The organism is Aerolutibacter ruishenii (assembly GCF_007830115.1).
GTDB classification, from domain to species: domain Bacteria; phylum Pseudomonadota; class Gammaproteobacteria; order Xanthomonadales; family Xanthomonadaceae; genus Aerolutibacter; species Aerolutibacter ruishenii.
In genome coordinates this window covers 61,356-86,941 of sequence record NZ_VLKP01000009.1, presented here as the reverse complement: position 1 = coordinate 86,941, position 25,586 = coordinate 61,356, and the positions used below count along the sequence as shown (strand labels likewise).

General features: G+C 60.7%; 20 protein-coding genes. 9 read left to right on the top strand and 11 right to left on the bottom strand.

Translation table 11 applies throughout. The annotated features are described in order from the left end of the window. Positions 1–139: 139 nt before the first annotated feature. The 11 genes from IP93_RS11200 to IP93_RS11150 all read right to left on the bottom strand — a co-directional run bounded on the left by IP93_RS11200 (position 140) and on the right by IP93_RS11150 (position 17,722). Entirely contained in the window at positions 140–937 is a 798-nt protein-coding gene (locus tag IP93_RS11200) for a hypothetical protein (RefSeq protein WP_425480046.1), read from the bottom strand. Next, positions 934–2,928 carry a BREX-3 system phosphatase PglZ gene (gene pglZ, locus IP93_RS11195; protein WP_018076232.1) on the bottom strand — a complete coding sequence of 665 codons (1,995 nt, stop codon included), beginning with the start codon at positions 2,926–2,928 and terminating at the stop codon, positions 934–936. Before pglZ ends, IP93_RS11200 begins: the two co-directional genes overlap by 4 nt. Continuing rightward, positions 2,925–5,819 (bottom strand): DEAD/DEAH box helicase, encoded by a 2,895-nt coding sequence (locus tag IP93_RS11190; protein ID WP_199747196.1) that lies wholly within the window; start codon positions 5,817–5,819, stop codon positions 2,925–2,927. Before IP93_RS11190 ends, pglZ begins: the two co-directional genes overlap by 4 nt. Further along, a complete protein-coding gene (locus IP93_RS11185; protein WP_144815730.1) occupies positions 5,816–6,865 on the bottom strand; it encodes a hypothetical protein in 1,050 nt (349 codons plus the stop codon). The genes IP93_RS11190 and IP93_RS11185 overlap by 4 nt, the downstream gene beginning before the upstream one ends. Next, entirely contained in the window at positions 6,858–8,780 is a 1,923-nt protein-coding gene (locus tag IP93_RS11180; RefSeq protein ID WP_144815727.1) for an AAA family ATPase, read from the bottom strand. The genes IP93_RS11185 and IP93_RS11180 overlap by 8 nt, the downstream gene beginning before the upstream one ends. Positions 8,781–8,783: 3 nt before the next feature. Beyond that, positions 8,784–11,642: a DNA methyltransferase gene (locus IP93_RS11175; RefSeq protein ID WP_144815724.1), complete on the bottom strand. Its 2,859-nt coding sequence runs from the start codon at positions 11,640–11,642 to the stop codon at positions 8,784–8,786. Next, entirely contained in the window at positions 11,639–12,757 is a 1,119-nt protein-coding gene (locus IP93_RS11170; protein ID WP_144815722.1) for a PDDEXK nuclease domain-containing protein, read from the bottom strand. The genes IP93_RS11175 and IP93_RS11170 overlap by 4 nt, the downstream gene beginning before the upstream one ends. 9 nt (positions 12,758–12,766) lie before the next feature. Next, positions 12,767–16,498: a DUF6079 family protein gene (locus tag IP93_RS11165; protein ID WP_144815719.1), complete on the bottom strand. Its 3,732-nt coding sequence runs from the start codon at positions 16,496–16,498 to the stop codon at positions 12,767–12,769. After that, entirely contained in the window at positions 16,495–17,010 is a 516-nt protein-coding gene (gene brxF, locus IP93_RS11160) for a BREX-3 system P-loop-containing protein BrxF (protein WP_018076240.1), read from the bottom strand. The genes IP93_RS11165 and brxF overlap by 4 nt, the downstream gene beginning before the upstream one ends. A gap of 9 nt (positions 17,011–17,019) precedes the next feature. After that, entirely contained in the window at positions 17,020–17,223 is a 204-nt protein-coding gene (locus IP93_RS11155; protein ID WP_011927933.1) for a helix-turn-helix domain-containing protein, read from the bottom strand. Positions 17,224–17,473: 250 nt separating this feature from the next. Then, positions 17,474–17,722 carry a hypothetical protein gene (locus tag IP93_RS11150; RefSeq protein WP_018076241.1) on the bottom strand — a complete coding sequence of 83 codons (249 nt, stop codon included), beginning with the start codon at positions 17,720–17,722 and terminating at the stop codon, positions 17,474–17,476. 31 nt (positions 17,723–17,753) lie between these two features. On the opposite strand from IP93_RS11150, the gene IP93_RS11145 reads away from it, so the two are divergent. The 9 genes from IP93_RS11145 (at position 17,754) to IP93_RS11105 (ending at position 25,584) form a co-directional block, all read left to right on the top strand. Further along, on the top strand, positions 17,754–18,125 hold the full coding sequence (locus tag IP93_RS11145) for an integrative conjugative element protein, RAQPRD family (RefSeq protein WP_018076242.1): 372 nt from the start codon (positions 17,754–17,756) through the stop codon (positions 18,123–18,125). Continuing rightward, positions 18,122–18,361: a TIGR03758 family integrating conjugative element protein gene (locus IP93_RS11140; RefSeq protein ID WP_018076243.1), complete on the top strand. Its 240-nt coding sequence runs from the start codon at positions 18,122–18,124 to the stop codon at positions 18,359–18,361. Before IP93_RS11145 ends, IP93_RS11140 begins: the two co-directional genes overlap by 4 nt. Before the next feature lie 22 nt (positions 18,362–18,383). Beyond that, positions 18,384–18,752: a TIGR03745 family integrating conjugative element membrane protein gene (locus tag IP93_RS11135; protein WP_016446157.1), complete on the top strand. Its 369-nt coding sequence runs from the start codon at positions 18,384–18,386 to the stop codon at positions 18,750–18,752. A gap of 12 nt (positions 18,753–18,764) precedes the next feature. After that, positions 18,765–19,175: a TIGR03750 family conjugal transfer protein gene (locus IP93_RS11130; RefSeq protein WP_043221495.1), complete on the top strand. Its 411-nt coding sequence runs from the start codon at positions 18,765–18,767 to the stop codon at positions 19,173–19,175. A gap of 79 nt (positions 19,176–19,254) precedes the next feature. Continuing rightward, positions 19,255–19,947: a PFL_4703 family integrating conjugative element protein gene (locus IP93_RS11125; RefSeq protein WP_144815716.1), complete on the top strand. Its 693-nt coding sequence runs from the start codon at positions 19,255–19,257 to the stop codon at positions 19,945–19,947. Further along, on the top strand, positions 19,944–20,858 hold the full coding sequence (locus IP93_RS11120) for a TIGR03749 family integrating conjugative element protein (RefSeq protein ID WP_144815714.1): 915 nt from the start codon (positions 19,944–19,946) through the stop codon (positions 20,856–20,858). The genes IP93_RS11125 and IP93_RS11120 overlap by 4 nt, the downstream gene beginning before the upstream one ends. Next, positions 20,848–22,281 carry a TIGR03752 family integrating conjugative element protein gene (locus tag IP93_RS11115; protein WP_144815711.1) on the top strand — a complete coding sequence of 478 codons (1,434 nt, stop codon included), beginning with the start codon at positions 20,848–20,850 and terminating at the stop codon, positions 22,279–22,281. Before IP93_RS11120 ends, IP93_RS11115 begins: the two co-directional genes overlap by 11 nt. Beyond that, positions 22,262–22,696 carry a TIGR03751 family conjugal transfer lipoprotein gene (locus tag IP93_RS11110; protein ID WP_016446152.1) on the top strand — a complete coding sequence of 145 codons (435 nt, stop codon included), beginning with the start codon at positions 22,262–22,264 and terminating at the stop codon, positions 22,694–22,696. The genes IP93_RS11115 and IP93_RS11110 overlap by 20 nt, the downstream gene beginning before the upstream one ends. After that, a complete protein-coding gene (locus tag IP93_RS11105) occupies positions 22,696–25,584 on the top strand; it encodes a conjugative transfer ATPase (RefSeq protein WP_144815708.1) in 2,889 nt (962 codons plus the stop codon). The genes IP93_RS11110 and IP93_RS11105 overlap by 1 nt, the downstream gene beginning before the upstream one ends. The last annotated feature ends 2 nt before the right edge of the window (positions 25,585–25,586 follow it).

Genomic DNA, 25,586 nt, shown 5'->3' with positions numbered 1-25,586 from the left:
TCCTGCACTGATACAACGCCGTGCTCCGGATGGTGAAAAAGGAACTTGGCAATCGCAACGTAGAAATGATGCTCTCTTGGTGCTGGCTGCGTCTGCTGATGCATGGACCCCCTCACTGGGTTCGAAAGAACCCGGCTGTTTAATCTGCTCGGCAGTAGTTTTTACTGTATGTACAATTTTGCTGATCCTTCAACTTCAACAGCTCATCGTCCAGTCCATAGCGAACCACGTCGATACGCTCGCTGCGTTGGGATACAAAGTCACCGGTCATCACGGGGAGCTGGAATGGGAAGAATGCCGGGTTGTTCAGGAGCAGACCCAATGCGCCCTTGGCCTCCGGTGTGGCCAGGAGTGCGGATTCAAACATCAGGATGGCCAGGTTTGGCTCGGCAATGCTCACCGGAGCGGCTTTCTCATAGCAGCCTTTGGTCTCGGAATCCTTCAGGGCTCCCCAGGCGACAAAGGAGCGGATGACGAACCGGGCATAGCGGCTGACGGTTTGCCGGTCGCCGTACTGTTCCTTCAGGCGGTTGATGATCTGGGTCTGGGTCACCTGATCCTGCAAGGCCAGCAAACGGCCGGTCTGGCGGGCCACATTGAACCAGAACGGATACACCGCCGAGATCATCCCCCAGTGGACCGCCAGAGCCATGGCCGGGTTTTCCCGCAGAAGCGCCAGCGAGGCATCCCGGAACGGGATCAACTCGGGGTCAGGAGAGACCCAGATCTTCATCAAGTTGTTGACCACGAAGGTCCGGGTCTGATCGCTTCGTTCGCGCTCTGAGCCGTTGCCTTTTCTGTCCACGAGGAACTCATGCAGCTCCTGGCGGATGGTTTTGGCGTCGAGGCCTGCCAGCAGCAGATTGGCTGCCTTCTGCATCCACTCGAAACGGATCGCCTGCTTGATGCCAATGGCTTCATGTCTTTTGCCCATCACCGTGTTCTCCTTTCAAACTTCACAAGGGGCACGATGACTTCTTCGATGGCTACACCGCCGTGACCTACGATGGCATCTCCCGGATTCACGAATGCGTCGCGGCCACCGGCTACCAGAGGGAAATAATCTGCGGGCAACCCGACCGGCTGCCACTCGTGGGCAAACGGGAAGGCCCCGGCCACCTGAGCGCGGAGTTCCGGCGTGGGATAGACACGAACCCGCTCGCCGCGAGTCTCGGCAATCACACCCTCAGATGGGCGGCCTTTGCCTTCGCATTGAATGTTGCCGTGATCGGCCGTCAGCCAGACCTCATAGCCGTAATCCAGCAGTTGGCCGACCATCGCGGAAAGAAACCCTGCATGGCACCACTGCTTGATCTGGTTGTGCATCCCGGCCGAGCCGAGTTGCATGCCGTGCATGATCTTGTCCACCTTGTCCACGACCAGCCCAACCACCTTGGTCTTTCCGGGATGGATTGCGGAGTCGAGGACGCCCGCAGCATCGCCGTCGCCAAGGCCGCGCTGGTAGGCGACATCCAGCCGAGACAGGCCATGGCCTTCCCAGAACTGCTTCCAGAGTTTCTCTTCGCTGTTGGTCGAGTTGATGGATGACGGGAAATAGAGCGGCGGCTTGCCCGAGAAGATCGATTGCCGCGATACCGAGGTCAGCGTCGGAATCCAGGCGAAGGTCGCGGATTCGCGCATGACCAGATTGGCATCCTGCTTTTGCAGTAGCTGGCGAATGGTCACCCACTGGTCCAGGGCCAGACCATCAACCACGATCAGCGCGGCCCGGCTGCTACCGGAGTCCTCGATGTCCCGAGCCAGGCGGCGCGGCACATGGTGGAGCATGGCCGGATTGGTCGGCGGTAAGTTGATCAGACTGGAGTAGTGGTCCGCCAGCCAACCGGCAAAGGTCGTGTTCAGTGCATCGCCGATTTCCTTGAGTCGGGTCTGATGCTCGGTGCTGTTGCCACAATGAACCAGCGAAGAGAGCTCGGCCCATTTCAGCGCGAAAGCGGTCCAATCAGAGTAACGCGCTTCCGCAGTGGGCAGCTCCTTCTCGACAAGGCCAAACAAGCGAGAGATCCGTAGATCGTCATCGTCCACGCCGGACGTGGCGATGCCGCTACGAACCCAGGACCCGGCATCCACTTCAATGCCTTTGGCCTCGACAGGGGTGAGTTTCCCCTCCAGGAACAGGTTGTCGATGTAGACCTTGATGTCCTGATGGTCGAACGGCAGGCGATCAGGGCCGGGATACTTGAGGCCGTATTCCGGCGAATCCTCCCGTACCTGATGAGCGCTGCCGAGCCTGGAAAGAAATAGCGGCCAGCGTTCCTGCAAAAAGGCGAAGAACGCCTCATCGTCCGGAACGATTTCAGAGAGCGGCCAAGCCTTGAATCCATCATGCCCTTTGAGAACCTGGATAAGCCGCTCAGCCAGCATCAGCGGGATCTGTAGCTTCCCATAGTGCAGGCGCAGCAATGCGCGAAGCAGCTCCACCTCGCCCCCAATTAGTTCCGCTGCAATGCCGAACACATGACGGAGAATGAAATCCTTGGTGGCGTTGTCGCCCATGCGATCCGGCGGCGACTTGCGCTGGGCCTCAAAAAGCGAATCCAGCAAGCTCCTGTCGAGCTTTTCAATGACCGGATAGCTCAGGTTGGGAAAGAGATCCCCCAAGTTGAATGAAAGCTTGCGGCCCGCCTGGAGTAGGTCGTAAGGCAAGGATTCCAGCTCCGCATCCTGCAAGCGGAGGACTACCACCAGATCGGTGTGCTCACCCCGGTCCCAGATCGAACGGTACTTTGACTCATAGGCGTATCTGAATTCGACCGGGTCACTGAACTCGATCAGGTCGAACCCGCGCCCGCGAAGCTCCAATGCCAGCTTCTCCTCGGTCAGCAGACAATCCGGGTCCGCGACCAGGGTCAGCTTGCTGACGTTGGGTACAAAATCGTTCAGGATGGCGTCTCTCCAACTACTCATTGAGCGCTTCCCTTGATGATCCGCAGCATCAGCAACGACCGGATTTCCGGTACGATCTGCCGCGCTGATTGCAATTCATGCCGCCACTCAGTTTCCTCGGCATCACAGCGAGCCAGACGGTACTGGCGCACTTCGGGCAGCCCCACCCGCTCGATGGCCTTCCGCCGTGAGGTAAAGGCGACCATGCCACGTTCCTCTTCCCGGTTCACCGAAGCGAGGTGCGCTTGCTGCAGGGCGTCGAACAGCTCCTGTCCGGCCTGTTCGGCAGCAATCTGCAAACGCTCATGCGCGGTGATGGATTCATCCTGCCCGAGGGTGGCTTGCACTTCGGCTTCCGCTGTCTGTAGCGCATCCCAGATATGCCGGGCCGTGGGCAGAAACAGTTTGCCTTCCTCGCTCAAGAACACGCTGACATAGCCCCGCCGCACCATGGGGATGCGCAGGAGTTGTGTCTTCTGGTGCATTCCGGCCTGAAGGCGGATCTCAAAGAGCCCCCAGAGTCCGGAGATGCTGGCTGGCAGTCCGCTCACAGTTGCGCAAGGCAATGGCTGACCTGCCGCGATTTGCGGAAGGTTCAAGGCCAGTCCACGGACACGGCTGTTTTCAAGATTGAGCAAGGTTGCATCGGCCAGGCGGTCCGCTTCCCGGGCGTTGAACACGGCCTTGCGATGTTCCTGGCCGTCCGGCCAATTCAGTTCCCACCAGGAGCGCTTGCGGCTGGCCGCGCCGCCGTGAGAATTGAGATAGCCCACCGTCATCCGCTCCACCCAATGGGGCAGCGGATGGGAACGCAGACGCTCAGCCGCCTGCACATCCGGTTCTTCTGAAATGCCATAGATGGCGGAGGCCTCGCGCACCTGCTGAATCTCATCACGAAGCCGGGCCACCGTGTGATCGACGGAGGTTTCGATGCCGTCAGGATTGAGAATGGCCGAGGCGAACACATCCTCGAACATCTCACCGGCCTGGGCGGAGTCAAGTACGTCGCCGGTCTTGTCGATGCCGAACTCGTCGAAGATCACCGAGAGCTTCTGCTCCAGCACTTCGCGGACCCGGAACTCGACCGAATCCTCGAACACGAAATTGATTGCCCGCACTTTCTTGGGCTGGCCGATACGGTCCACACGGCCGATTCGCTGTTCCAGCCGCATTGGGTTCCAGGGGATGTCGTAGTTGATGATGACATGGGCGAACTGCAGGTTCAGGCCCTCACCACCCGCATCGGTGGAAACCAGCACGCGGTGCGATTTGCGGAAGGCGTCCTGGGCCTGCTTGCGTTCCTCCATATCCATGGAGCCGTTCAGGGTGACGACCGATATGCCCCGAGCTTCCAGAAACTCCTTCAGCATCTGCTGGGTCGGCACGAACTCGGTGAAGATCAACACCTTCAGGTCCGGCTCGTTTTCCTCGGCCTGCAGTTCGTAGACCCACTCGATCAACGCCTCGGCCTTGGCGTCCGGTCCAGCCTGTTCGCAGCGAACCGCCGCATCCAGCAGGGTCTCCACATGGCTGCCTTCGCTCTGAAGAGCCGAGACATGGGATTTCAGCAGCTCATCGAGCAGCTCCTGGCCGTCCATGTCGTACAGCTCGTCGAAGTTTTCCGAACCATCCGCGCCGTTTTCCAGCTCCGCCAGGCGCAGGCTGGCTTGCTGTTCGCCTTCCTTTAGCGCCGCGAGCCGCCGTTCCAGCGTAGTGCGGATCGCCCGGGTGCTGGAAACCACCAGGCGCTGCATCAGGATCATCAGGAAGCCGATATGGCGCTTCTTCTCGCGCAGGGCCTGGTTGTAGCCCTCGCGCACATAGTCGGTCACCGCTTCATAAAGGAGCTGCTGAAGGTGATGACGGCTCTCCCAGGCCACCGGGGCCATCTGCGTGCGCCGGGGTTTGAAGAGCGGCTTGCCGTCGGCATCGATGGCCTTGCGCTTCTCGGTACGGATGACATACGGAGCCACCCGGTCACGGGAGACGCTGTCCATATCCGGAAAGGCATCGTCATCCAGCAGGTTCATCAGCCGATGGAAGGCATCAGTCTTCCCCTGGTGGGGTGTAGCCGAAAGGAGCAACACATAGGGCGCGGCTTCCGCCAGCCCCTTGCCGAGCTTGTAGCGGGCGACCTGGTCGGTACTGCCGCCCAGCCGATGCGCTTCGTCCACGATCAACAGATCCCAACCGGCGGTAATCAGATCCTCGAACCGGCTGCGGTTGTATTCGGCGACGCGCTCGGCGGTCCAGCCGCGCCGCTTGTCCATGGGCTTGACGGAGTCGAGCGAGACGATGACCTGATCGAACATCGACCAGGCTGAGCTCCGGTGATCCGCCCCTGGAGCCAGGCGTTGCAATGTGCCGATGTCGTCGCCCAGCACGAGCTGGAACTGCTCGTTGAAGTGGGTCTGCATTTCCGCCACCCACTGGGTGGCGATTCCCTTCGGCGAGACGACCAATGTCCGACGCACCAGTCCGCGCAGTTTGAGCTCGCGCATGACCAGCCCGGCCTCGATGGTCTTGCCGAGACCCACCTCGTCGGCCAGCAGGTAGCGCACGCGGTCACCGGAGATGGCCCGGGACAAGGCGTGGATCTGGTGCGGCAGCGGAATGACGTTGGACTCCATGGGAGCCAGCAATACATGGCCCTCGGTGGCGCTGGTGGAACCTTCGAGCACCTCAGCTACCTTGGCTGCGGCGGCCACATAGGCAATGCGTCCGGCCTCGATCTCCGGCTGCAAGTCGGCACTCAGCGGCCGCAAGGCGGAGCGGGGCACGCGCACCACCGCGTCCTGGTTCGGCAACCAGACACGGCAAACCGTCTGCCCCCACAAGGTCTGTTCTTGGATGACCTTGCAGACACTGTTATGAACGATGCTGTATTGCCAAACATCATGCATCAGCATCATCCCGGAATTGAAAAATCGTTGTGATAAACCACGGACGCCAACTCGACTGTCCCGTCGGCGCACTCCCAGTAATGAAGATGGAATTCCCTATCGATATCTCGACGCTGCGCTTTTTCAGAGCCACGCATTCTTTGCGGGTCATTTCCGCCCGGCCCTGTCCGAAGAGCGTGTACAGCGGGAAGATTGTATCCTTTGATAGTCTCAACGATTGACCGGAGAATCTTGGGTGGCACGGAGTCCCCTTGGTCGGCACAAACCTGCTGGCACAACTCCCGGAATCTGGACCCAATAACTGGAACAACCACGCCGCTCCAGTCAGGGGAATCACCTTGCGCAATCGCATTTTTGAACAGAGCGATTCGGACGGCGAGATCAATTCCAAGGTCGTCAGACGCGCCAACCAGAATGGCGGATTCATCGAGACAATCGATCAGCCCTCGAAAATCGTCACAGACCAACACATCGCCTTCAAAGAACTCGGGCGGGCACGGCAAGACAGGGATATCGTCTCTGGAATGTTCGAGCTCGTGAATATGGGCTCTTACCTGGATTACCTGTTTAGGTGCGTCCCTCAGTATGAGCGAATGACCGCCAAGAGGTTGAGCGCAGTGCTTACGCAGAATTGCGATCAAGGCAATGCATCGAGCCAGATCGGATTGGAGACCATTGTGTGTTGTAAGTCGAATAACATCGGGGTCTGTTTCAAGTTGATCCCACAGTACATCTTTGACTCGATAATAGGTCTCGAAGGAAGGCGTGAGCGACAGCAGTCTTTCCGCGACTGTAGCGATGTCGTTTACGCTGTATTCCACGATTCCATGTCTATTGAAAAGCTCACGGAGGTGGTTTCTGAGAGGAAAAAGCTCTTCATCAATCAAAGCTTCAGAAGCCCGCTCGCTCATGTAAATGGCGACCCATGGCTCATCAAGCAATTGGCTCCAATCCAGTAGCCTATCCACATACTGGAAAGCATCATCCTTGGCGCAATCAACATGGGGAACAGCGAGCACGCCTGCGTCAATTGTTACGCTGGGCAGGTTATGCATCTTTATTCCTCCGGCTTGCTTTGCGCTTCATCGCCGCAGCTCTAAGGATTTCCTCGGCCTGCTGTTGGGACTGATCAAAGAACCCTTCCGGCCAGTCTGAGATGGCTCCGTACTCGTTTATCACCACCTCTCGGAAAGCCGACCCCTGCCCCGGCTTTTCCACGAAGTAAATCTTGGTCTGGCTGTTCAGCTCCTTCTCGGGTGTTGCCGCTGCAATTCGGAAGCGGAGGCGGTCGATGAAATACTCGCTGTGGGTTTCAACAATGCATTGCTTGTTGCACAGCGCCATCGAAAGGAAAAAGTCGCCGAGCAGGGTCTGCACCTTCGGATGAAGGTGTAGTTCCGGCTGTTCAAAAACGAGTGTAGAGTCCGTGTCGGCGAGAAGGCACATGACGAGGATCGGTAGAACCTGGCTGACGCCTACACCCACATGCGTGAGGTCATGCGTGCTATCCGAATTGGAAAGCCCCACCTTCAGCTCGTGCCCCAATTTGCCCTGGTCTCGGCTTTTGACTGAGCTTGCGACTCCCAGATATTGGAGCCAATCGATAACCGCCGCTTCGAGTGTCCGGGTAACGGTTTTGCGGTCAATTACCGGGTCTTTGAAATTTGCCGACGGGATGTAGCGGATCTTCTTGCTCTTGTGCAGTTCAAGAATGGAAGCTGTGTGCTCTCCGCGTAAGCCTACGTCATGTGGGTCGGCTGCTGGCGCGAGTGGATACAGCGGCTTAGGCGCATCCCTCAATGGGCCGAGGTATTTCAAAGAAGATGCAAAGAAATTGTCCAGATACCAGGTGGCCTCGGTTATCAAACGAGGTGGTCTCAGTGGGGCGAATGCATGTGATTCTGGCCTTTGGGCAACAGAGACCTTCATGGCCGTATGAATGCGGTCAAAAAGATCCTCGCGCTCACGCAGGACCTGCTGAACCTTCAGGCGCTCGTCGCGTGGGAGGCTGCGCAACCTTTCATACCAAGACCTGAATGAAAGTGTATCGGCCTCGGAACCGAATAGTGACTCTTCCCGATACTTGTCCTTGAAAGTCTGGTCGAAATCGATTGTGCCTTCGAGGACTTCGCGCAACACCGCAATGATCTCTTCGGAAAGAAGGATATCTCTTCCCATGTTGCGCCGTAAGCCAATGGCACGACGGCCATCATCCTGAAGAGCCATGGCGATGGCGTTTGCGTCCTCTTCGATGGTATCGATAGCGTAAACAATTCTCTCGGGAAGGAAGTGTCGAAGTATGCAGCCGATTGGTTTGGCCGAGCGAAAGTCATCCTTCACCTCAGCCATGGAACCATCGTCCAGTTCAACAGCGTAAGCCAAACTGGCGCGTAGCTGATCGTCAATTTCACTGGCGGTGTCAGCTCCTTCAATTTCGGAGATGGCCTTGGTGGAATGAAGGATCGATATATCGGCTTTCTGATCCACGTTGTCCTCGTCTCTGGATATGCAGGACAACTGCGTGGCAAAAAGCCGAGGTTGGATTTGGAACAAATCGCGCTGGGAGCTTGAAGGATCAGCGTCGAACGAAACCTCACAAGCGATTTCCTGAAGCTGATTGAAGCGCGGTCCATAGTAAACAGCACGACGGGGTGCGAACTGAGACCGCCTGCCTATTGCAGCATCCTGATCTGGAAGTGGCCGACAGGTACATTTGATGCTGATCTGATCCGAGGCACCACCGTTGGATTTCAGGTCGTCAAACTGGCCCAAGCTCGTGAGAGCACCATTCAATACGACAGATCGTGATCCGACTTTATGGGCCAAAGTCTGTGCTACAAGAAGGACGGATTGGATGAATGTGCTCTTCCCGCTGCTGTTTGCGCCAGCGAAGATCGTGAGCGGACCGAGGTCCAGCTCGGTCTCCTCTCGAATCGATTTAAAGTTGAAGACCTTCCACTTGGCAATCATGGTCTATTCCCCTCCTATCCGTGTTACTGCCTGGTCGTACCACATGAGCAGCTTGGGATCTTCTTCCAGGACGTTGTTGGGGATCTTGTCGGCCACGGCGACGATGACGGCGTAGTCACGTTCCTGCCAGGCTTTCTTGAATCCGGCGCGGACAGCTTCCAGGCGGAAGATCTTGAGTTTCTTTTTGACCTCTTTGTATTCCTCGAACTCCTTGAGCAGCGCCTTCTCGCGCAGCTTCTCCAGGTCGCCCGCCTTGTTGGGATCGGGCACATACCACCGGTCACGGGCTTTGGTCACCAGCGCCGGGTCATCCTTGGTCAGGTTGCGCAGCTCTTTCCAGTTGGTGGAAAGGTAGGCGTGGATCTGCTCGGGCACCGGGCCTTTGCCGTCGTAGCAGAGGAAGTTCTGATTCAGCAGTTCGCGCAGGTCGAGCTGGGCTTCGTTCTTGCTCCAGCCGCCGAGCTGCTGCATGAACTGTGGATTGATGTCGGAGAAGGTCTGCGGTTTTTCTCTGATGAGCTGGCGGAGCCACTGGATCGACGAGGCCTCGTCGGAGACGAACATCGAAAGCTGCTGTGGGGCACCGGAGGTCATCTTTTTGCGGTCGTATTCGGCCACCTGATCCGGTAGGAAATACATGCCGTCACGCTCTATGAAGCGTTGTGCCAGCCCGATCTGGAATTCCTGGCTGGAGATCGGCACGGGGTACCCCTTGCGGACGTAGTAGGCCACCATTTGGTCGAACAGGATGCGCGGATCGCGCTCGGGAACGAAAAGCATCAATGGCCCCTGACGCTTGGTGACCGGCAGATACTTCAAATGGGTGCGGACAAAATCCCATACGCCTTCTTCGGTTTGCGCCTCTTTCTGGAAGCGCTCTTCAAAACCGCCATTAGGTTTGTATGCAGAAATGACCAAATCTTGCTTAACAGCAGTCGGTCCAAGCATTGCGTGCAATCCGCCACGAGTCTTATCTAGGGCTGCAACTGATGCAACAATAAACCCTGCATCAGAAAGTGCATTCTGGATGCTGTTCCAAACACTTGCTTTAGTGTTTGAAAACTCTACAGTCATCCAGTGCCCTGGCTTTAAATATTTGAATGCCTTTTCAAAGCAATTGGTCATGAGGTCGCGATATTCATCAATTCCTTTTTTTTGAGTCTTGTTCTCAATGGCTTCAGGCTTGTTATTAGTTATAACACGTAACCATGATTCTCTTATGTAGCTCAGTTCAGAATACATAATGTTCGATCCAAATGGTGGATCAAGAAATATGTAATCTATACTCGAATCTTGAATGTCAACTGATTGGGCAGCTTGTGTTGTTATTACTGAGCCGGAAAGCGAGGTTAGTGCCTGTATGATTTTCTTAAACTGGAAAACAAGTTGGTCTATTACATTATTTTCGACACTGACAGGAGGCACATAAAGCGTGTTGGCCATTGGACCAACCAGTGCTCTTCCTCCATGCTGAGGCATATATCGATTCATGATCGTAAGTTTTGGTAACATACTGCCGACTAAAAACTCCAATTGTGGATGCCCTTTGGTAAGGTCGGCCAATATTGATAGCGACGCCAAAATACGCTTTGTATAGAATTGATGAACATGACGAACACCGCATCCGAATGGATCGGCAGATTTATCACCTTCTATAATTTCAGAGAAAGGGATATTTTTGATTAGATCATCACTGACATCTATTGATGTGGCCTTCAACAGGTCATCACTGTCGATCAGTTTTTCGTGCCTTCTGGTTCCTATGCTGTAATTAATAAGGACAGGCACCTGTTTCTGCTTTTCCGTTACGGCTCTCGTGATAGGGTCATAGGCGGATTCAAAGATGCGAGCGGGCTTCTGTGCTTGCGAGTTTTTCGGTGGGTTTTTTGAAATCGAACAATTGCAATGGGGGCAATTGAACTCCGGATTGAACTCAACAGCGCCACCATTTTTAGTAAATGCTTCTTTATAATAAATTATCTCTCCCGAGCATTCTGGGCAGCTATACACGTCGCTCCAAACAATGTAATTAACTTTTCCAAGCGTTTTTCTATCGGTGTGTAATGTTTCCCACATCCACGTTGTTTTTTTCTCAAAATCACTGATGATTTTTTTTGCCGTTCTTTTAAATGATAATATGTCAACCGGTGTATTGTAGTTATAAGCGATAAATGTGGCTGCAGGTGACAAGTCGTTTAGCACAGCCTTGCGAGCACCAAGTTTTGAAAATGGTCGCCACGCTTTTTTGCCGTTCTCTTCTTCTACCTCTTCCTGCAAAATAGTCCCGTCAGGCTTTACCTGGTATCCAAGGGACAGCACCACGTCACGGTCACCGCACATCTGCGCGGCCACTCCTGTCATGCCCGTTCCTGCGAAAGCATCAAATACGATGTCCCCCGGCTGTGTGTAATGGAGGATGAAACGCATTATGGCCTTGTGCGGCACTTTGGTGTGATATGAGTGTGCATTGTAGATTGGGTCGTTCTTGCCTTCACTTACATCTGTAGCGAAAGGCTCACGATGATGGTCTTCTATATTGTCTTTTTGCGATTCCCACTCAGCAATAAACTCTTGAACCCATGGGTTTGGGCAAGCCGTATAATAGGGCGGATCGCTAAGATTCAGAATGTCCTCGTCGTCACCGATGGGAAAACCTTCGATCTTGCGGAACTCCGGGTCCCTCAGCTTCTTGCGCAGCTCTTCGGTGAAGTGGGCTCGGCGGGCCTCGTCGTTCTCGAAGGACAGCCCCAAGCAAGTCACCGGCTCGTCATTGGTCACCTGCTCTTCATCGAACAGCCTTCCCGATCCTTCTTTGGAGGGAACCAGCTTTGTTTGAAACAGGCCTTCTTGGTTGGGTTTCATTCTTTTTCTCCAATTTCTTTAACTTGGCTCACGATGAAGGCCTGCATCTCTTCTTTCTTGGGCAGTTCCAGCAGGTACTTGGAGACAAAAAGACTGTTGTCCATGCCTGCCAGGGCATACTCGGCCAGGGCGTGATTCTTGTCGGTGCAGAGCAGAATGCCGATGGGTGGGTTATCGCCTTCGCTCATCATCTGCTGCCGATACCAGCTCACGTAGGTATTGAGCTGGCCAATGTTTTCGTGCGTGAAGTGCTCCAGTTTCAGTTCCACCAACACATGGCACTTGAGAATGCGATGGTAGAAGACCAGATCGATAAAGAAGTGCTCACCACCGATCAAGATGCGCTTTTGTCTGGCCTCGAAGCAGAAGCCATGGCCCAGTTCCAGCAGAAAGGCTTCCAGCTTGTCGATGAGCTGTTCCTCGAGATGAGATTCGCTCATGACCTCTTTTGACTTGAGGCCGAGGAACTCGAAGACGTAAGGATCACGAATAGACAGTTTCGACGTATTCTTCTCGGCGGCCTGGTTGGCCAATTCAGCCAGTTTTTGTTTGTCGTGTGACAGGTCGGAGCGTTCATAGTAGAGACTGGTGATCTGCCGTTTCAGCTCCCGCACCGACCAGTTGCCCCGAAGGCATTCTATTTCGTAGAAGGCGCGCTTTAGGCTATCTTCCAGGGCGACAATCAGTTCGAAATGGCTGTATGAAAGGCTTTCGAGGAGCTTTTCAGGTGCGATAGCCAATTGTGCGGACGCTGTCCGCACTTTTTGACTGTCAATGTCTCTTGGGAGCAAATGGCGGGTTTGTGCGGGCACCGTCCGCACAATCTGAGGGTAGGCGCGGTAAAAGGCCAGATAGCTGTATAACTGCCGGCGTCCCGTGTTGCTGATCTTGTGCCTGCGCAGCGCCTCGGAAAGCTCGCTGAGCAGGCGGTCTCCATAGTTTGCCCTGTCTGAACCACGCAGCTCATATTCGGCGATATAACAGCCGATCAGCCAATTGCGCAGCGTCAGGCTGATATTGACAGCGCGGCTGGCCTGCTTGGACAACTCGTCATGGGCCTGCCGGATGGTGGTTACCAGCCGAGTGAAATCCAGCATATCGGTGTCGCTTTCCATGTTCCGGTCCTATTCCAGCACGATCCGCACCTTGGCCGGGTCCTTGCCCCTGGTGAGCTGATCGATGTACGCCTCAAAGCGTTTCTTCATCTCCGCCGGGGTGGCCGGGCCGCCGGTGACCCGCAGGGCCTGCTGCAGCTCCTGCGCCTTGACGGTGACCTTGACCAGGCCGGAGAGCACTTCCTTCAAGGCGTGGACAAAGTTGCTGTCCAGCGGCACCGGCAATTCCTTCGACTTGATGAAGGCCTCCAGGGGTTCGCGGTCGTCGATCTTCAGCAGATCCATGTTGGCCTGGGTGATCGGGTCCTCCAGGTTGCTGAGGATGGTCGAGGTCCAGGCCGCCACCATGGCGTCGAGCTGGGCGTCCATCTGGTCGATCATCTGCGAGCCTGCCGCCGTGCCGGTTTCCACCGACGGCCGGAACCCGCAATGCGGGCAGATGGGCGAGGCGTCGAGATTTTGCTCGGTCAGGGCGAAGCAGCTTTTCAGTCCGGCCAGGCGGTTCTGGTAATCGGTGAGCTGCTGCCGGGGCATCAGGTCGATACCGGCCAGCTTGAGCAGGGTTTGCAGGCGTTGATCGTTGAGCAGTCCTGCCTTGCGCTTGTCGTCGTTCACGCCCAGCCGCGCCTTGGTGTGCAGACCGATGTAGGCGACGGTGTAATCCTTCTTCAGCTTTTGCAGCTTGGCCCCGATGCCCTGAGACTGGCTGGCCAGCTCGGTCAGGTCGGCCTGTTTGAGGGCATCCAGCACGTCCTGCCGGGTGGTCTTCATGCGATCCACCCAGTCATGCTCGGCGGGCAGCACCGCCTCGGCGGTGGAGAGCCAGGACGCCGTCGGGCTGTGATCCATGATGAACTCGCGCAGGGCGTCCAACTCATCCAGCGCCTTCACGGCCGGCTCAAAGGCCAGCACTTCGGGAGCGCTGTAGCGGAAGTTTTTCAGCTTGCCCGGCGATGAGTAAGCTTGAAGCGATTCAAAGAAGGTCTTGGCCTCGTCCAGCCCGCTGGCCTGGCTGGCCAGGTAGGTTCCCGCGAGCAGGTCCAGGCCCCAGAAGGAGAGCCCCTCGCGCAGGGTCTGCTGGGTCATGACGATGCGCTTGACGATCTTGCCCACCGCCTGCTGCAGGTTCTGCACCGGCTCGTCCTTGCCCTGGGTGACGAGCTGGGCCATGCCCGGCGTCATGCCGAGCAGTTCGAACAGCGCTTTGAGCGCGGGCAGGTTCCATTCCTTGGGCTGCTCCAGGTGCTTGAAGCGGACCAGCTCGTCCATGCCGGTCGCGGCAAGTTGCTGCAGGCCGGTGGCGTCGAATTTCTTGCCCGGGATGGAGAGCACGATGTCGCCGGAGTAGACCAGCGCCGCCACCAACACGCTCACCCATTCCGGTTCCAGACGCGAACCGCCCGGGTTCATGTATTCCAGCCCGTGGTCGTCCTGGATGATTTCGCTGCGGTTGACCACTTGGCCGTGGCCCTTGGCTTTGACGGCATTGAGGATGAACTTGGTGTACTTCGACTTATAGGGGTCGATTTTCTCGCCATCGAGCAGCTCCAGGGCGTCCAGCACGGCCGTGGCTTGCTTGGTGCGGTTCTGCCCAGCGATGGCCCGCAGGGCGTCCTGCGCGGCCTGGGCACGGTTGTTACCGGTGATCAGGACCGAGAAGAACGGATAGTCCGGGGCCTGATTCTCGAAGTTCGGAGCCAGACAGACACCGGCGATGGTGTTGACCAAGTCGCGGAAGTTGATGGTCTCGTGGGGCGACAGACCGGACAGGTCGCGGATCGATTTCCCCTTGGCCCATTCGGTCATGGACTTGGCGCGGCCCTGGTAAGTAACCTCGAAGGCATCGCTCATGTGCTTTTGCAGCCACTGGACCAGCTTCTTCAGGAAACCGTTGGCCTTCGATTCATAGGTGGCCTTGGCATGGCCCGATGAGGTGGCTGCAAGATCCAGTGCGGCCGCATAGCTCTTCAGCGCAGTCTGGAATTCCTCGTCGGTGCCTTTCAGGCGGAAGAAGACCTCGTCGTTGACCTTGTCATCCTTGAAGCGCGGCGGATCGTTGGGCTGGATGAAGTAGAGGTAAAAGTCCCGCTGCGGCACGGCGGTGGAACGCTCGTTCGGTGCCCCGAAAAAGAGGTAGCCGGAGCGGGCTGCCTTGTGCTCCTGCCAGACCAGTTCGTGCTGCCAGATTTTGTAGCCGGTCACATAGGTGGCGTCCTGGCATTCCATGACCCGCTTGAGCGCCTCGTAATAGAAGCGGTCGAGCTGAGCCTGGCCCAGGCTTTCGGCCCGCTTGTCGATCAGGGCGTCGAAGTCGTCGGTCTTCTTCAGGTCGAGATAGAACTGGCGGTTGTCGGCATTGAAGGAGATGAACTGGCCGCTGACCGTTTTGTGGATCTCGCGCAGGACCGTTTCCACATGGGTCTGCAGATCCTTGTCGGGCTCATCGCTGCCCAGCTCGGCGATCAGCGGATCGAACAGGCAGAGACGGTCGCGCAGTTCCTCGGCGGACGCGCCCATGGGGGCATAGATGTCGCCGGTGGTGAGGCGGTGGACGGACAGCGCATGGATCAGGCGCAGCGCCATCGGCTTGTATTGTTTGCGGGTGATGGCGTTCTCGATGCGGGATTCCAGAACCTGGCTGCAATCAATGACTGCCCGGATTTCGGGAATGGCGCGGAACGAAGCGTTCTGCTTGAGGGTACCCCAATAGCTGTCGAAGGCGATCAGGCCGGGTTCGTCCTGCGGCACGTCCTTGCCAAGAATGCCTTTCATGCCCATGGACAGGGTCTTGAGCACCTCGCGCTTTTCCACCACGGTGACCCGCTCGAAGGTGTCGATGTAATCGGGATGCACCGGGAAGAGCCGGACAAACTCGTCCATGCGCTCATTGAGCCCGCCGTAGTATTTGGCAAAAGGCATCAGGTAGTCGCGGATCTTGGCCTGTTGCTCGGTGGTCTTCTTGAGCAGACGCTCGGCCACGACGAATTTCACATCGCTGCGGGCAATGAGGATCTGCTCGAAGCGGTCCTTCACCCGGCGGATGCTGTCGGCGACAAAAGCGAAGCGCGGGCTGTCGAAAATGGCTTCCTGGACACCGGCCATGAAGCGGAAGCGCAGGTCCTTGCAGACCTCGCCGACCTCGCGGAGGAAGTTGAGGTCGAGGATCAGCTCCTGGTCCTTGCGTGTGCGCAGGTAGTCGAGCAGCTCGTCGACCACCAGCAGCAGGCCGTGTTCGGGGAAGACCTCGCCGAACTTGGCCATCATGTCTTCGAAGGCCCGCTTGTGGCTGGTAATGGTCCCGGCTTCGGGGAACACATACTCCACGCCGAGTTTTTCGAGATGCTCTTCCAGTTCGGCCACCAGGATGTCGCGCAGGGACATGGTGGTGGCTCCGATCTCGGTACGGATAACCTTGAAACGCCCGGCGATCTGAGAGGCTGCGTCGCGGACACCATCGTTCTTCAGCCCTTCCAGCAGGGAGGCATCTGCGGCAAGGCTGGAGACCACCGACATCAAGTGCGACTTACCGGTGCCGTAGTTACCGACGACCAGCAGGCCCTTGTTGTCGACCGGCTGGTCGAACTGCATCTGAGGAATGACAAGCTGGGTGAGCCGTTCGGCCATTTCCTCGGAAATGACATAGGTGTTCACGAGGGTGTGTGCGGCGCTCGATTTGTCCGCGTCACGCAACTGAACGACCGACTCAATCGGGTCGAATTGGATAAGGTCTCCGTATTTCATGCTTGTCCTGCCTCTCTATTATTTTTTGCCGAATCGACCGTGGCCGTGCCATCCATGCCCACAATCAGCGCATCGACCGAGTCATAGCTGCGGTACTCGGGATGGCCGGTTTCGGCGTACAAAAGCCTCCCGGAATTCATGATTCCGTTCCACGAAGCCACCACGGCCCGATTTCTCGAAATGGACTGCAGCAGGCGCAAGGGGTCCTGCTGGAGATCCTTGTCGAAGAGGATCTCGAGATTATCCAGCACCACCGGTGCTTGAGCCTGGTCCGCGATCTGATCGAGGATGCCCGGCAACCGAAGCGACCGCTGCTTTGCCGTCAGCTCAAGCAGTTCGCCTGAAAGCGCCAGATTGACGTTGACGACAGATGAGCCGAATTCCTCGGCAATATCCCGAAGAACGCCGGTCTTGCCGGAACCGGTCTCACCCACCAGCAACACCAGACGGTGATACAAGCCTTCGGCTGCCTGGAGGGATCGTTTTATCTTGTCGTGAATCGGCTCGGCCATGGTCGCTCCTTATTGCTCGGTGTCCGGCTTATCGGATTTGTCAGCCGCACCGCCGGAGCGGACCCATTCGTCCACTTCGTCTTGTTTGAACATCCAGCGACGGCCGACGCGATGACCGGGCATAGCCCGTTGTTCGATCCACTTGTAGACCGTCTCGTTGCTTACATTCAGGTATTTGCAAATGTCATCGACCGTCAGCCATCTCTCATCCATAGCCTTCGTCCTTCGTTCATCATGTTTTCGGTAAAAGCCCGAAGGTCTCCGGGAAACCCGAAATCCGGACACAGTGCCGCAAATTAACCTCCATAAACTACATTGATGGATTGCCAAAATCAAGCGTTTTGTGCCGATTAGTACCGACTTTTCCGAAAAAGTGCCTGATTGTCGTTGGTGATCCGGTTGCCGTTCTGAGAAGGGGCCCGCTCGTATAAGGGGATCGCCCCTCCAGCAGGCACTGTGCGACCTAGCGCCAAGCAGCCACCGCGGTGACGACCTCGGCCAGCACCGCGAATGCATCGGCTTCGGTCGGAGAGAAGTAGGCACACCGCGCCAGCAGGGTTTCCACATCAGTGACCGGCCTGTCTTGTTCTAACAGCCAGGTCCTGGACTCCCGGCCTTGTCCGGAAACGGCGCTACGCCAACCATCGAGGCAAATCCGGTGCGCCGCCCGTTCCGATTCTTTGCGGCACACCCCGGCCTCACGCCGCAGCATCCCGCCATCCAGACGACTGCGGAACGGCGTGATGACACCCCTTGGCAACCTGACGACCGCCTGCCGCCGTGTGCCGGCCCTGGCCTTGGCGCTGACCATCGCGCTGGCCAGCGCATCGCCCGCATCGGCCGACGATGCCAGCGCTGAACACGAGCAACTGGCGGCCCTTGCCCGCCAACTCAACCTGATCGACCGCCTCGCCGAGCACGCCGCCAATTCCGCCCCGCAGGAACGCGCCCGCTATCACTTCGACTACGCCCGACTGCGCGCAGACCTGAAGCGCGTTCGCGCCGGCCTGCAGGACTACCTCGTGCCCCAGCGCGCCCAGCCGCGCGATCCCGTCCCGCTGGCCGGCGACTATGTCCGCCGCGACCGCGCCGACGACGAGGAGCCGTCGCCATGACGCCCTCTGCCGATCAGGTCGCCGCCTTCCAGGCCAACGGCGGCTTTGCGCCTTCGGCCGTCTCTGCCGTGGTGCTCGCTTTCGTGTTTGCCGTGTTGCTGCTGTGGGGCGTGTGGGCCATGCGCACCGCCTACGTCGGCTGGGCCGAGCACCGCATCACTGAACGTCAGTTCCTCGGCGTCATCGTGCGCTTCGTGGCGATGTACCTGATGCTGACCTTCTTTCTCCTCTCCTGACCGTCACGAAGGGCCATACGCCATGAACACGCCACCGACACCCCATCGCATTCCGTCCCGCATCGCCGCTCCGCTGCTGCCGCTGGCGCTCGCGGGCCTGCCGCTGTCGGCCTTCGCGCAGGGCCTGCCGACCATGGAAGACCCATCGCGCGGCCAGGGCAGCGGCATCCTGCAGACCTTGCAGAACTACGGCTACGACATCGTGCTGCTGATCGCGCTGCTCGTGGTCGCCTCGATGTTCGTCGGTGTCTGCTATCACGCCTACACACGCTATTCGGAGATCCACACCGGCCGCGCCACCTGGGGCCAGTTCGGCCTGACGGTCGCCGTGGGCGCGATCCTGCTGGTGGTCGGCATCTGGCTGCTCACCAAGGCCACCGGCGTGCTGTGAGGGCGGCAAGCGATGGCCGTCCCTTCGGAGACCCCGCGCGACACGCTGGTGACCTTCCTGCCTCACCGGCTGAACCGCCAGCCCGTGGTCGTGCGCGGGCTGACCGCCGACGAGTTGTGGATCTGCGCCGGCCTGTCGGCCGCAGCCGGGTTCGCGCTCGGCCTGCCGCTGGCCTGGCTCACGCACACCATCGCCATGGTGCCCACCCTGATCGTCGCCGGCATCGCGCTGGGCGTCTTCGTCGGCGGCGGCTTCCTGCGCGCGCAGAAGCGCGGCCGGCCCGACACCTGGCTGTACCGGCAGCTCCAGTGGCGGCTGGCATTGCGGCACCCGGCGCTGGCAGCGCTCCTGGGCGGCCAGCGCCTCATCACCCGCTCGGGCTATTGGACGACCCGGCGCAACGCCGATCGAGGTGCGCCATGAGCGCGCCCGCACGGCCGCCCGAAGGGCGCGCGAACCTCCCTCGGGGAGGATGTCGCGTCAGCGACAGGAGGGTAGTTCAGTGAGCCGTTTCAAGAACGAGGTTGCGCACCTGCAGGCGCACTTGAAGACGCTGCGCCTGGGGGCCGGCGCGTTGTTCGTGGTGGCGCTGCTGCTCGGCTTCGGCTGGTGGAGTGCGCCGAAGAGTCTGACCATCCATGTGCCGCCGGACCTGCGCTCGGGCAGCACGCGCAAGTGGTGGGACGTGCCGCCCGAGAGCGTGTATGCCTTCTCGTTCTACATCTGGCAGCAGATGCAGCGCTGGCCCACGAACGGCGAAGAGGACTATCCGCGCAACCTGCGTGCGCTGTCGGCCTACCTGACGCCGAGCTGCCGGGCCTTCCTGCAACAGGACTACGAGTACCGGCGCGCCAGTGGCGAGCTGCGTCAGCGCGTGCGCGGCATCTACGAGATTCCCGGCCGCGGCTATGGCGACGCTCCGGCCACGCGCGTCAAGGTGGTTTCCGACCGCGATTGGATCGTCACGCTCGACGTGAGCGCGGACGAATACTACGGCTCCGAGCAGGTCAAGCGCGCCCTGGTGCGCTACCCCATCAAGGTCGTCCGGCTGGACATCGACCCCGAGCGCAACCCCTTCGGCCTGGCGCTGGACTGCTACGCCAGCGCACCCCAGCGCATCGAACCGTCGCCGACGCCGACCGAGGCCGGCGTGCCCGCCAATGCCTCCGGCCATCTGCAGGGAGACTCCCCATGAAGCCCGTTAACTGGTCGGCCCTGGCCGGCGTCCTGCTGATCCTCGGTGTCGTGCCGGCCAGCCAGGCCGTGGAAATCCTGCGCTGGGAGCGGCTGCCCCTGCCGGTGCCGCTGGTGGTCGGCCAGGAGCGCGTGGTCTTCATCGACCGCAATGTGCGCGTCGGCGTGCCGGCCAGCGTCGGCGACCACCTGCGCGTGCAGAGTGCCGGCGGCGCGATCTACCTGCGGGCGAGCGAGCCGATTCCGCCCACGCGGCTGCAACTGCAGGACGTGGAATCCGGCGCGCTGATCCTGCTCGACATCGCCGCCGAGCCGGCGAAGGACGGTCAGGCGCCGCTGGAGCCGGTGCGCATCGTGGAAGCGGAAGCCCCCGCGAAGCGCTACGGCGGCGGTGCGGCAAGCGGCGCGGACGAGCAGGCCGACGCGCCCGCAGACAAATCCGTTTCCCGGCGCGAGACGCCGGTACCGGTCGTGCTGACGCGCCATGCCGCACAGAACCTGTACGCGCCGCTGCGCACCGTCGAGCCGCTCGCCGGCATCGGGCGCGTGAACCTGCGCCGTGGCCTCGCGCTGGAAACCCTGCTGCCGACGCTGCCGGTGCACGCGCGGGCACTGGCCGCGTGGCGCCTGGAAGACCAGTGGGTGACGGCCGTGCGACTCACCAACACCGCCGCGCGCTGGCTCGAACTCGACCCGCGCGCCCTGCAGGGGAACTTCGTGGCGGCGACCTTCCAGCATCCGAACCTGGGGCCGGCCGGCACCCCGTCCGACACCACGGTGCTCTACCTGGTCACGCGCGGCCACGGCCTGGCCGAGTCGCTGCTGCCGGCGCTGAGCCCGATCGACGCCAGCGTGAACCTGCCGCCGGCCGCCGCGGCCGGCTCGACCGGAGGAGCGCGCGATGAAGAGTAATCCGCTGCTCAAGTGGCTGCTGATCCCGATGGCGCTGCTGCTGGTGTTCGTCGGCATCAAGCTGTTCTCCGGCGCCCCCGGCGGCCAGCCCGCCCCCAAGGGCGCGGCCGGTACGCTCACGCCCGAGGAGATGAAAGCCCTGGGCATCGCTGGCGACACGCCGCGCGATACCGTCGCCACGCTGGTGGCCCAGGTGAAGCAGTTGCGCACCGAGCTGCAGAGCGCGCTCGGCGACAACAAGCAGCACAAGGCCGAGAACGAGCGCCTGCGTGCGCGGGAAGGCGCGATCGACCAACGCATCCAGAGCGCGCTGGAAGGCGAACGCAATCGCCTGGAGCAGGAGCGCACCCAGGTGGCCAGCGACAGGCAGCAGACCCAGTTGCTGCTGCAGGATCTGCAGCGGCAACTGGACGGCCTTGCCGGCAAGGGTGGCCCGTCCGACCTGCCCGTCGGGCTGGGGCTGGAAGAGGGTGATGGCCAGCGCTTCAACCGCGGCGCCGGTGGCACGCAGTGGGTCGAGCCCGACGATGCCAAGGTCGACGCCAGGAACGGCAGCAAGGAGCCGAGCTTTCCCCTGAGCTTCGGGCCGGGCCAGAAAAGCCTGTCGGCCGCAGTGGAATCGGTCGCCGACGTCGGCAGCCGCGCGGTGGGTGCCTCCACGAAGGCGGTCTACATCGTGCCGTCGAACTCGACGCTCATGGGCTCGATTGCCATGACGGCGCTGATCGGGCGCGTGCCGATCGATGGAACGGTCAACGACCCGTACCCGTTCAAGGTGCTGATCGGCCCGGATAACCTCACGGCCAACGGCATCGACATCCCCGACGTGGCCGGCGCCGTGGTCAGCGGCACGGCCTCGGGCGACTGGACGCTCTCGTGCGTGCGCGGGCAAATCCGCTCGGTCACGTTCGTGTTCCAGGACGGCACCATCCGCACGGTGCCGGAGGACAGCGGCAAGGGCGGCAGCAGCGGCGGCAACTCGGGTCACAACGGCGCCAGCATCCAAGGCGGCCTGGGCTGGATCAGCGACCCCTACGGCATTCCCTGCGTCAGCGGCGAGCGGCGCAGCAACGCCCAGCAGTACCTGGGCAGTCAGGCGCTCATCACCGCGGCCGGCGCCGGCGCGGCCTCGCTCATCAAGTCCGACAACGGCAGCGTGGCCGTGGTCGCCAACAGCAACGGCTCGCTGGGCACCGTCGGCATCAGCGGCAACGAAGCGATGGGCCGCATCCTCGCGGGCGGCGTGCGCGACATGGCCGATTGGGTCAACAAGCTCTACGGCCAGGCCTTCGCGGCGGTCTACGTGCAGCCCGGCGCCAGGGTGGCCGTGCATCTGGAGCAGCCGCTCGACATCGACTACGACGCCAAGGGGCGTCGGGTCCACCACCGCACCGGAGAAGCCCATGCCTCGGATCTGGATTGACGCGGCCGCCGTGCTGCTGGCGGCCACCCTGCTCGGCGGCTGCGCTACCAGCAAGGAGAAGCTGCTGCCGCACGGCGACAGCACCATGCTCGACATCTGGCATCGGGAGACCGGCGGCAGCGCGGGCGGCGGCCAGGCCGCGCGGCAACTGCTCGATGCGCGCCAGGGCCTGCGCCGGCCGCTGACCGAGGCCGCTGTGCAGGCAACGCCCGGCATGCAGGCGCGCTACACCCGTACCGCGCAGAACGAGATTTACCGCCAGTTCCACCGCCTGCCGAACCCCGACCTGGTGATGTACGTGTTCCCGCACCTGGCGGGCACCGACCCGGTTCCGGTGCCCGGCTACAGCACGGTGTTCCCGCTCTACCAGCGCGTGCAGTACGCGATGCCGGGCGAGCGCGTGGAGGACTACTGATGGCCTGGTCGCTGCCGTGGTCACGCAAGCCCGGCGCATCGCCTGCTGACGCCGCGGATGCGACCGATGATGCCTGGGCACGGCACGTAACGGCCTTGGCGGCACAGGGTGTCGCCGAGCCGGGCAGCGCGCTCGGCCGGGGCCGGCGCAGACCGGCCACCCAGGCCGACCACGATGCGCTCTATGGCGTCGCGCCGTCGTTCGCGGACTTGCTGCCCTGGGTCGAGTACCTGCCCGGCAGCAAGTGCATGTTGCTGGAAGACGGCCAGTCGGTGGCGGCCTTCTTCGAACTGGCGCCGGTCGGCACCGAGGGCCGCGAGATGGCCTGGCTATGGCAGGCGCGCGATGCGCTGGAGAACGCCCTGCAGGACTCCTTCGACGAGTTGGACGACAACCCTTGGGTGGTGCAGCTCTACGCCCAGGACGAGGCCGACTGGGACAACTATCTGCGCTCCCTGGCGAACTATCTGCAGCCGCGTGCGCAAGGCAGCGCATTCAGCGACTTCTACCTGCGTTTCTTCGCCCATCACCTGCGGGCCATCGCCAAGCCGGGTGGCCTGTTCGAGGATACTGCCGTGACGCGCCTGCCTTGGCGCGGCCAGGTCCGGCGCGTGCGCATGGTCGTCTACCGCAGCACGTCCGCGGCCCCGGCCTCGCGGCGCGGCCAGTCGCCCGAGCAGGCGCTGACGACGATCTGCGACCGCCTCGTCGGCGGGCTGGCGAATGCCGGCGTGAAAGCCCGGCGTCTCGGCGCGGCGGACATCCACGCCTGGCTGCTGCGCTGGTTCAACCCGAATCCGACTTTGCTCGGCGCCACTGCCGAAGATCGGGAACGCTTCTACGCGCTGACCCGCTACCCGGAAGAGCGGGAGGAGGGCGAGATCGAACTCGCCAGCGGCACCGACTTCGCGCAGCGCCTGTTCTTCGGCCAGCCACGTTCGGACGTGCCCAACGGCCTGTGGTTCTTCGATGGCATGCCGCATCGGGTGATCGTGATGGATCGTCTGCGCACGCCGCCGGCGACCGGCCATCTGACCGGTGAGACGCGCAAAGGCGGCGATGCCATGAACGCGCTGTTCGACCAGATGCCCGAGGATACGGTGATGTGCCTGACGCTGGTCGCCACACCCCAGGACGTACTGGAGGCGCACCTCAACCACCTCGCCAGGAAGGCCGTCGGCGAGACCCTGGCCTCGGAGCAGACCCGGCAGGACGTGCAGCAGGCGCGCGGGCTGATCGGCAGCGCGCACAAGCTCTACCGTGGCGCGCTGGCGTTCTACCTGCGCGGCCGCGACCTGGCCCAGCTCGATGCGCGCGGCCTGCAGCTCGTCAACGTGATGCTCAACGCCGGCCTGCAACCGGTACGCGAAGAGGACGAGGTGGCGCCGCTGAACAGCTATCTGCGCTGGCTGCCGTGCGTGTTCGATCCGGCTGCCGACAAGCGCCAGTGGTACACCCAGCTCATGTTCGCGCAACACGCGGCGAACCTGGCGCCGGTCTGGGGCCGCAGCCAGGGCACGGGGCATCCCGGCATCACGTTCTTCAACCGCGGCGGCGGCCCGATCACGTTCGATCCGTTGAACCGCCTCGACCGGCAGATGAACGCGCATCTGTTCCTGTTCGGCCCCACGGGGTCGGGCAAGAGCGCGACGCTCAACAACATCCTGAATCAGGTGACGGCGATCTATCGGCCGCGCCTGTTCATCGTCGAGGCGGGCAACAGCTTCGGCCTGTTCGGCGACTTCGCGGCACGGCTGGGCCTCACCGTGCATCGCGTGAAGCTCGCGCCGGGCGCGGGCGTCAGTCTGGCTCCGTTCGCCGACGCCTGGCGGCTGGTCGATACGCCGAGCCAGGTACAGACGCTGGACGCCGATGCGCTCGACGAAGACCAGACCGATGCCGGCATGGCCGTGGAAGGCGATGAGCAGCGCGACGTGCTCGGCGAGCTGGAGATCACTGCGCGGCTGATGATTACCGGCGGCGAGGACAAGGAAGAAGCGCGCATGACGCGCGCCGACCGCAGCCTGATCCGTCAGTGCATTCTCGATGCGGCCCAACATTGCGTGGCGGACAAGCGCACGGTGCTCACGCGCGATGTGCGCGACGCGCTGCGCGAGCGCGCCCGCGACGCCACGCTGCCGGAGATGCGGCGTGCACGGCTGCTGGAAATGGCCGACGCCATGGATATGTTCTGCCAGGGCGTGGACGGCGAGATGTTCGACCGGTCGGGCACGCCGTGGCCCGAGGCGGACATCACGATCGTGGACCTGGCCACCTTCGCGCGCGAGGGCTACAACGCTCAACTCTCGATTGCCTACATCTCGCTCATCAACACCGTCAACAGCATCGCCGAGCGCGACCAGTTCCTGGGCCGCCCGATCATCAACGTGACGGACGAAGGCCACATCATCACGAAGAACCCGCTGCTCGCGCCCTACGTGGTCAAGATCACCAAGATGTGGCGCAAGCTCGGCGCCTGGTTCTGGCTCGCCACGCAGAACCTGGACGACTTGCCGAAAGCGGCCGAGCCCATGCTCAACATGATCGAGTGGTGGATCTGCCTGTCGATGCCGCCCGATGAAGTCGAGAAGATCGCGCGCTTCCGCGAACTCAACGCTTCGCAGAAGGCGCTGATGCTCTCGGCCCGCAAGGAGGCCGGCAAGTTCAGCGAGGGCGTCATCCTGTCCAAGTCGATGGAGGTGCTGTTTCGCGCCGTGCCGCCCAGCCTCTACCTGGCGATGGCGATGACCGAGCCCGAGGAGAAGGCCGAACGCTTCCAGTTGATGCAGCAGCACGGCATCAGCGAGCTGGATGCCGCCTTCCGCGTGGCCGAGAAGATCGACCGTGCGCGGGGCATCGAACCTCTGGCGCTGGACACGTTGGCCTGACG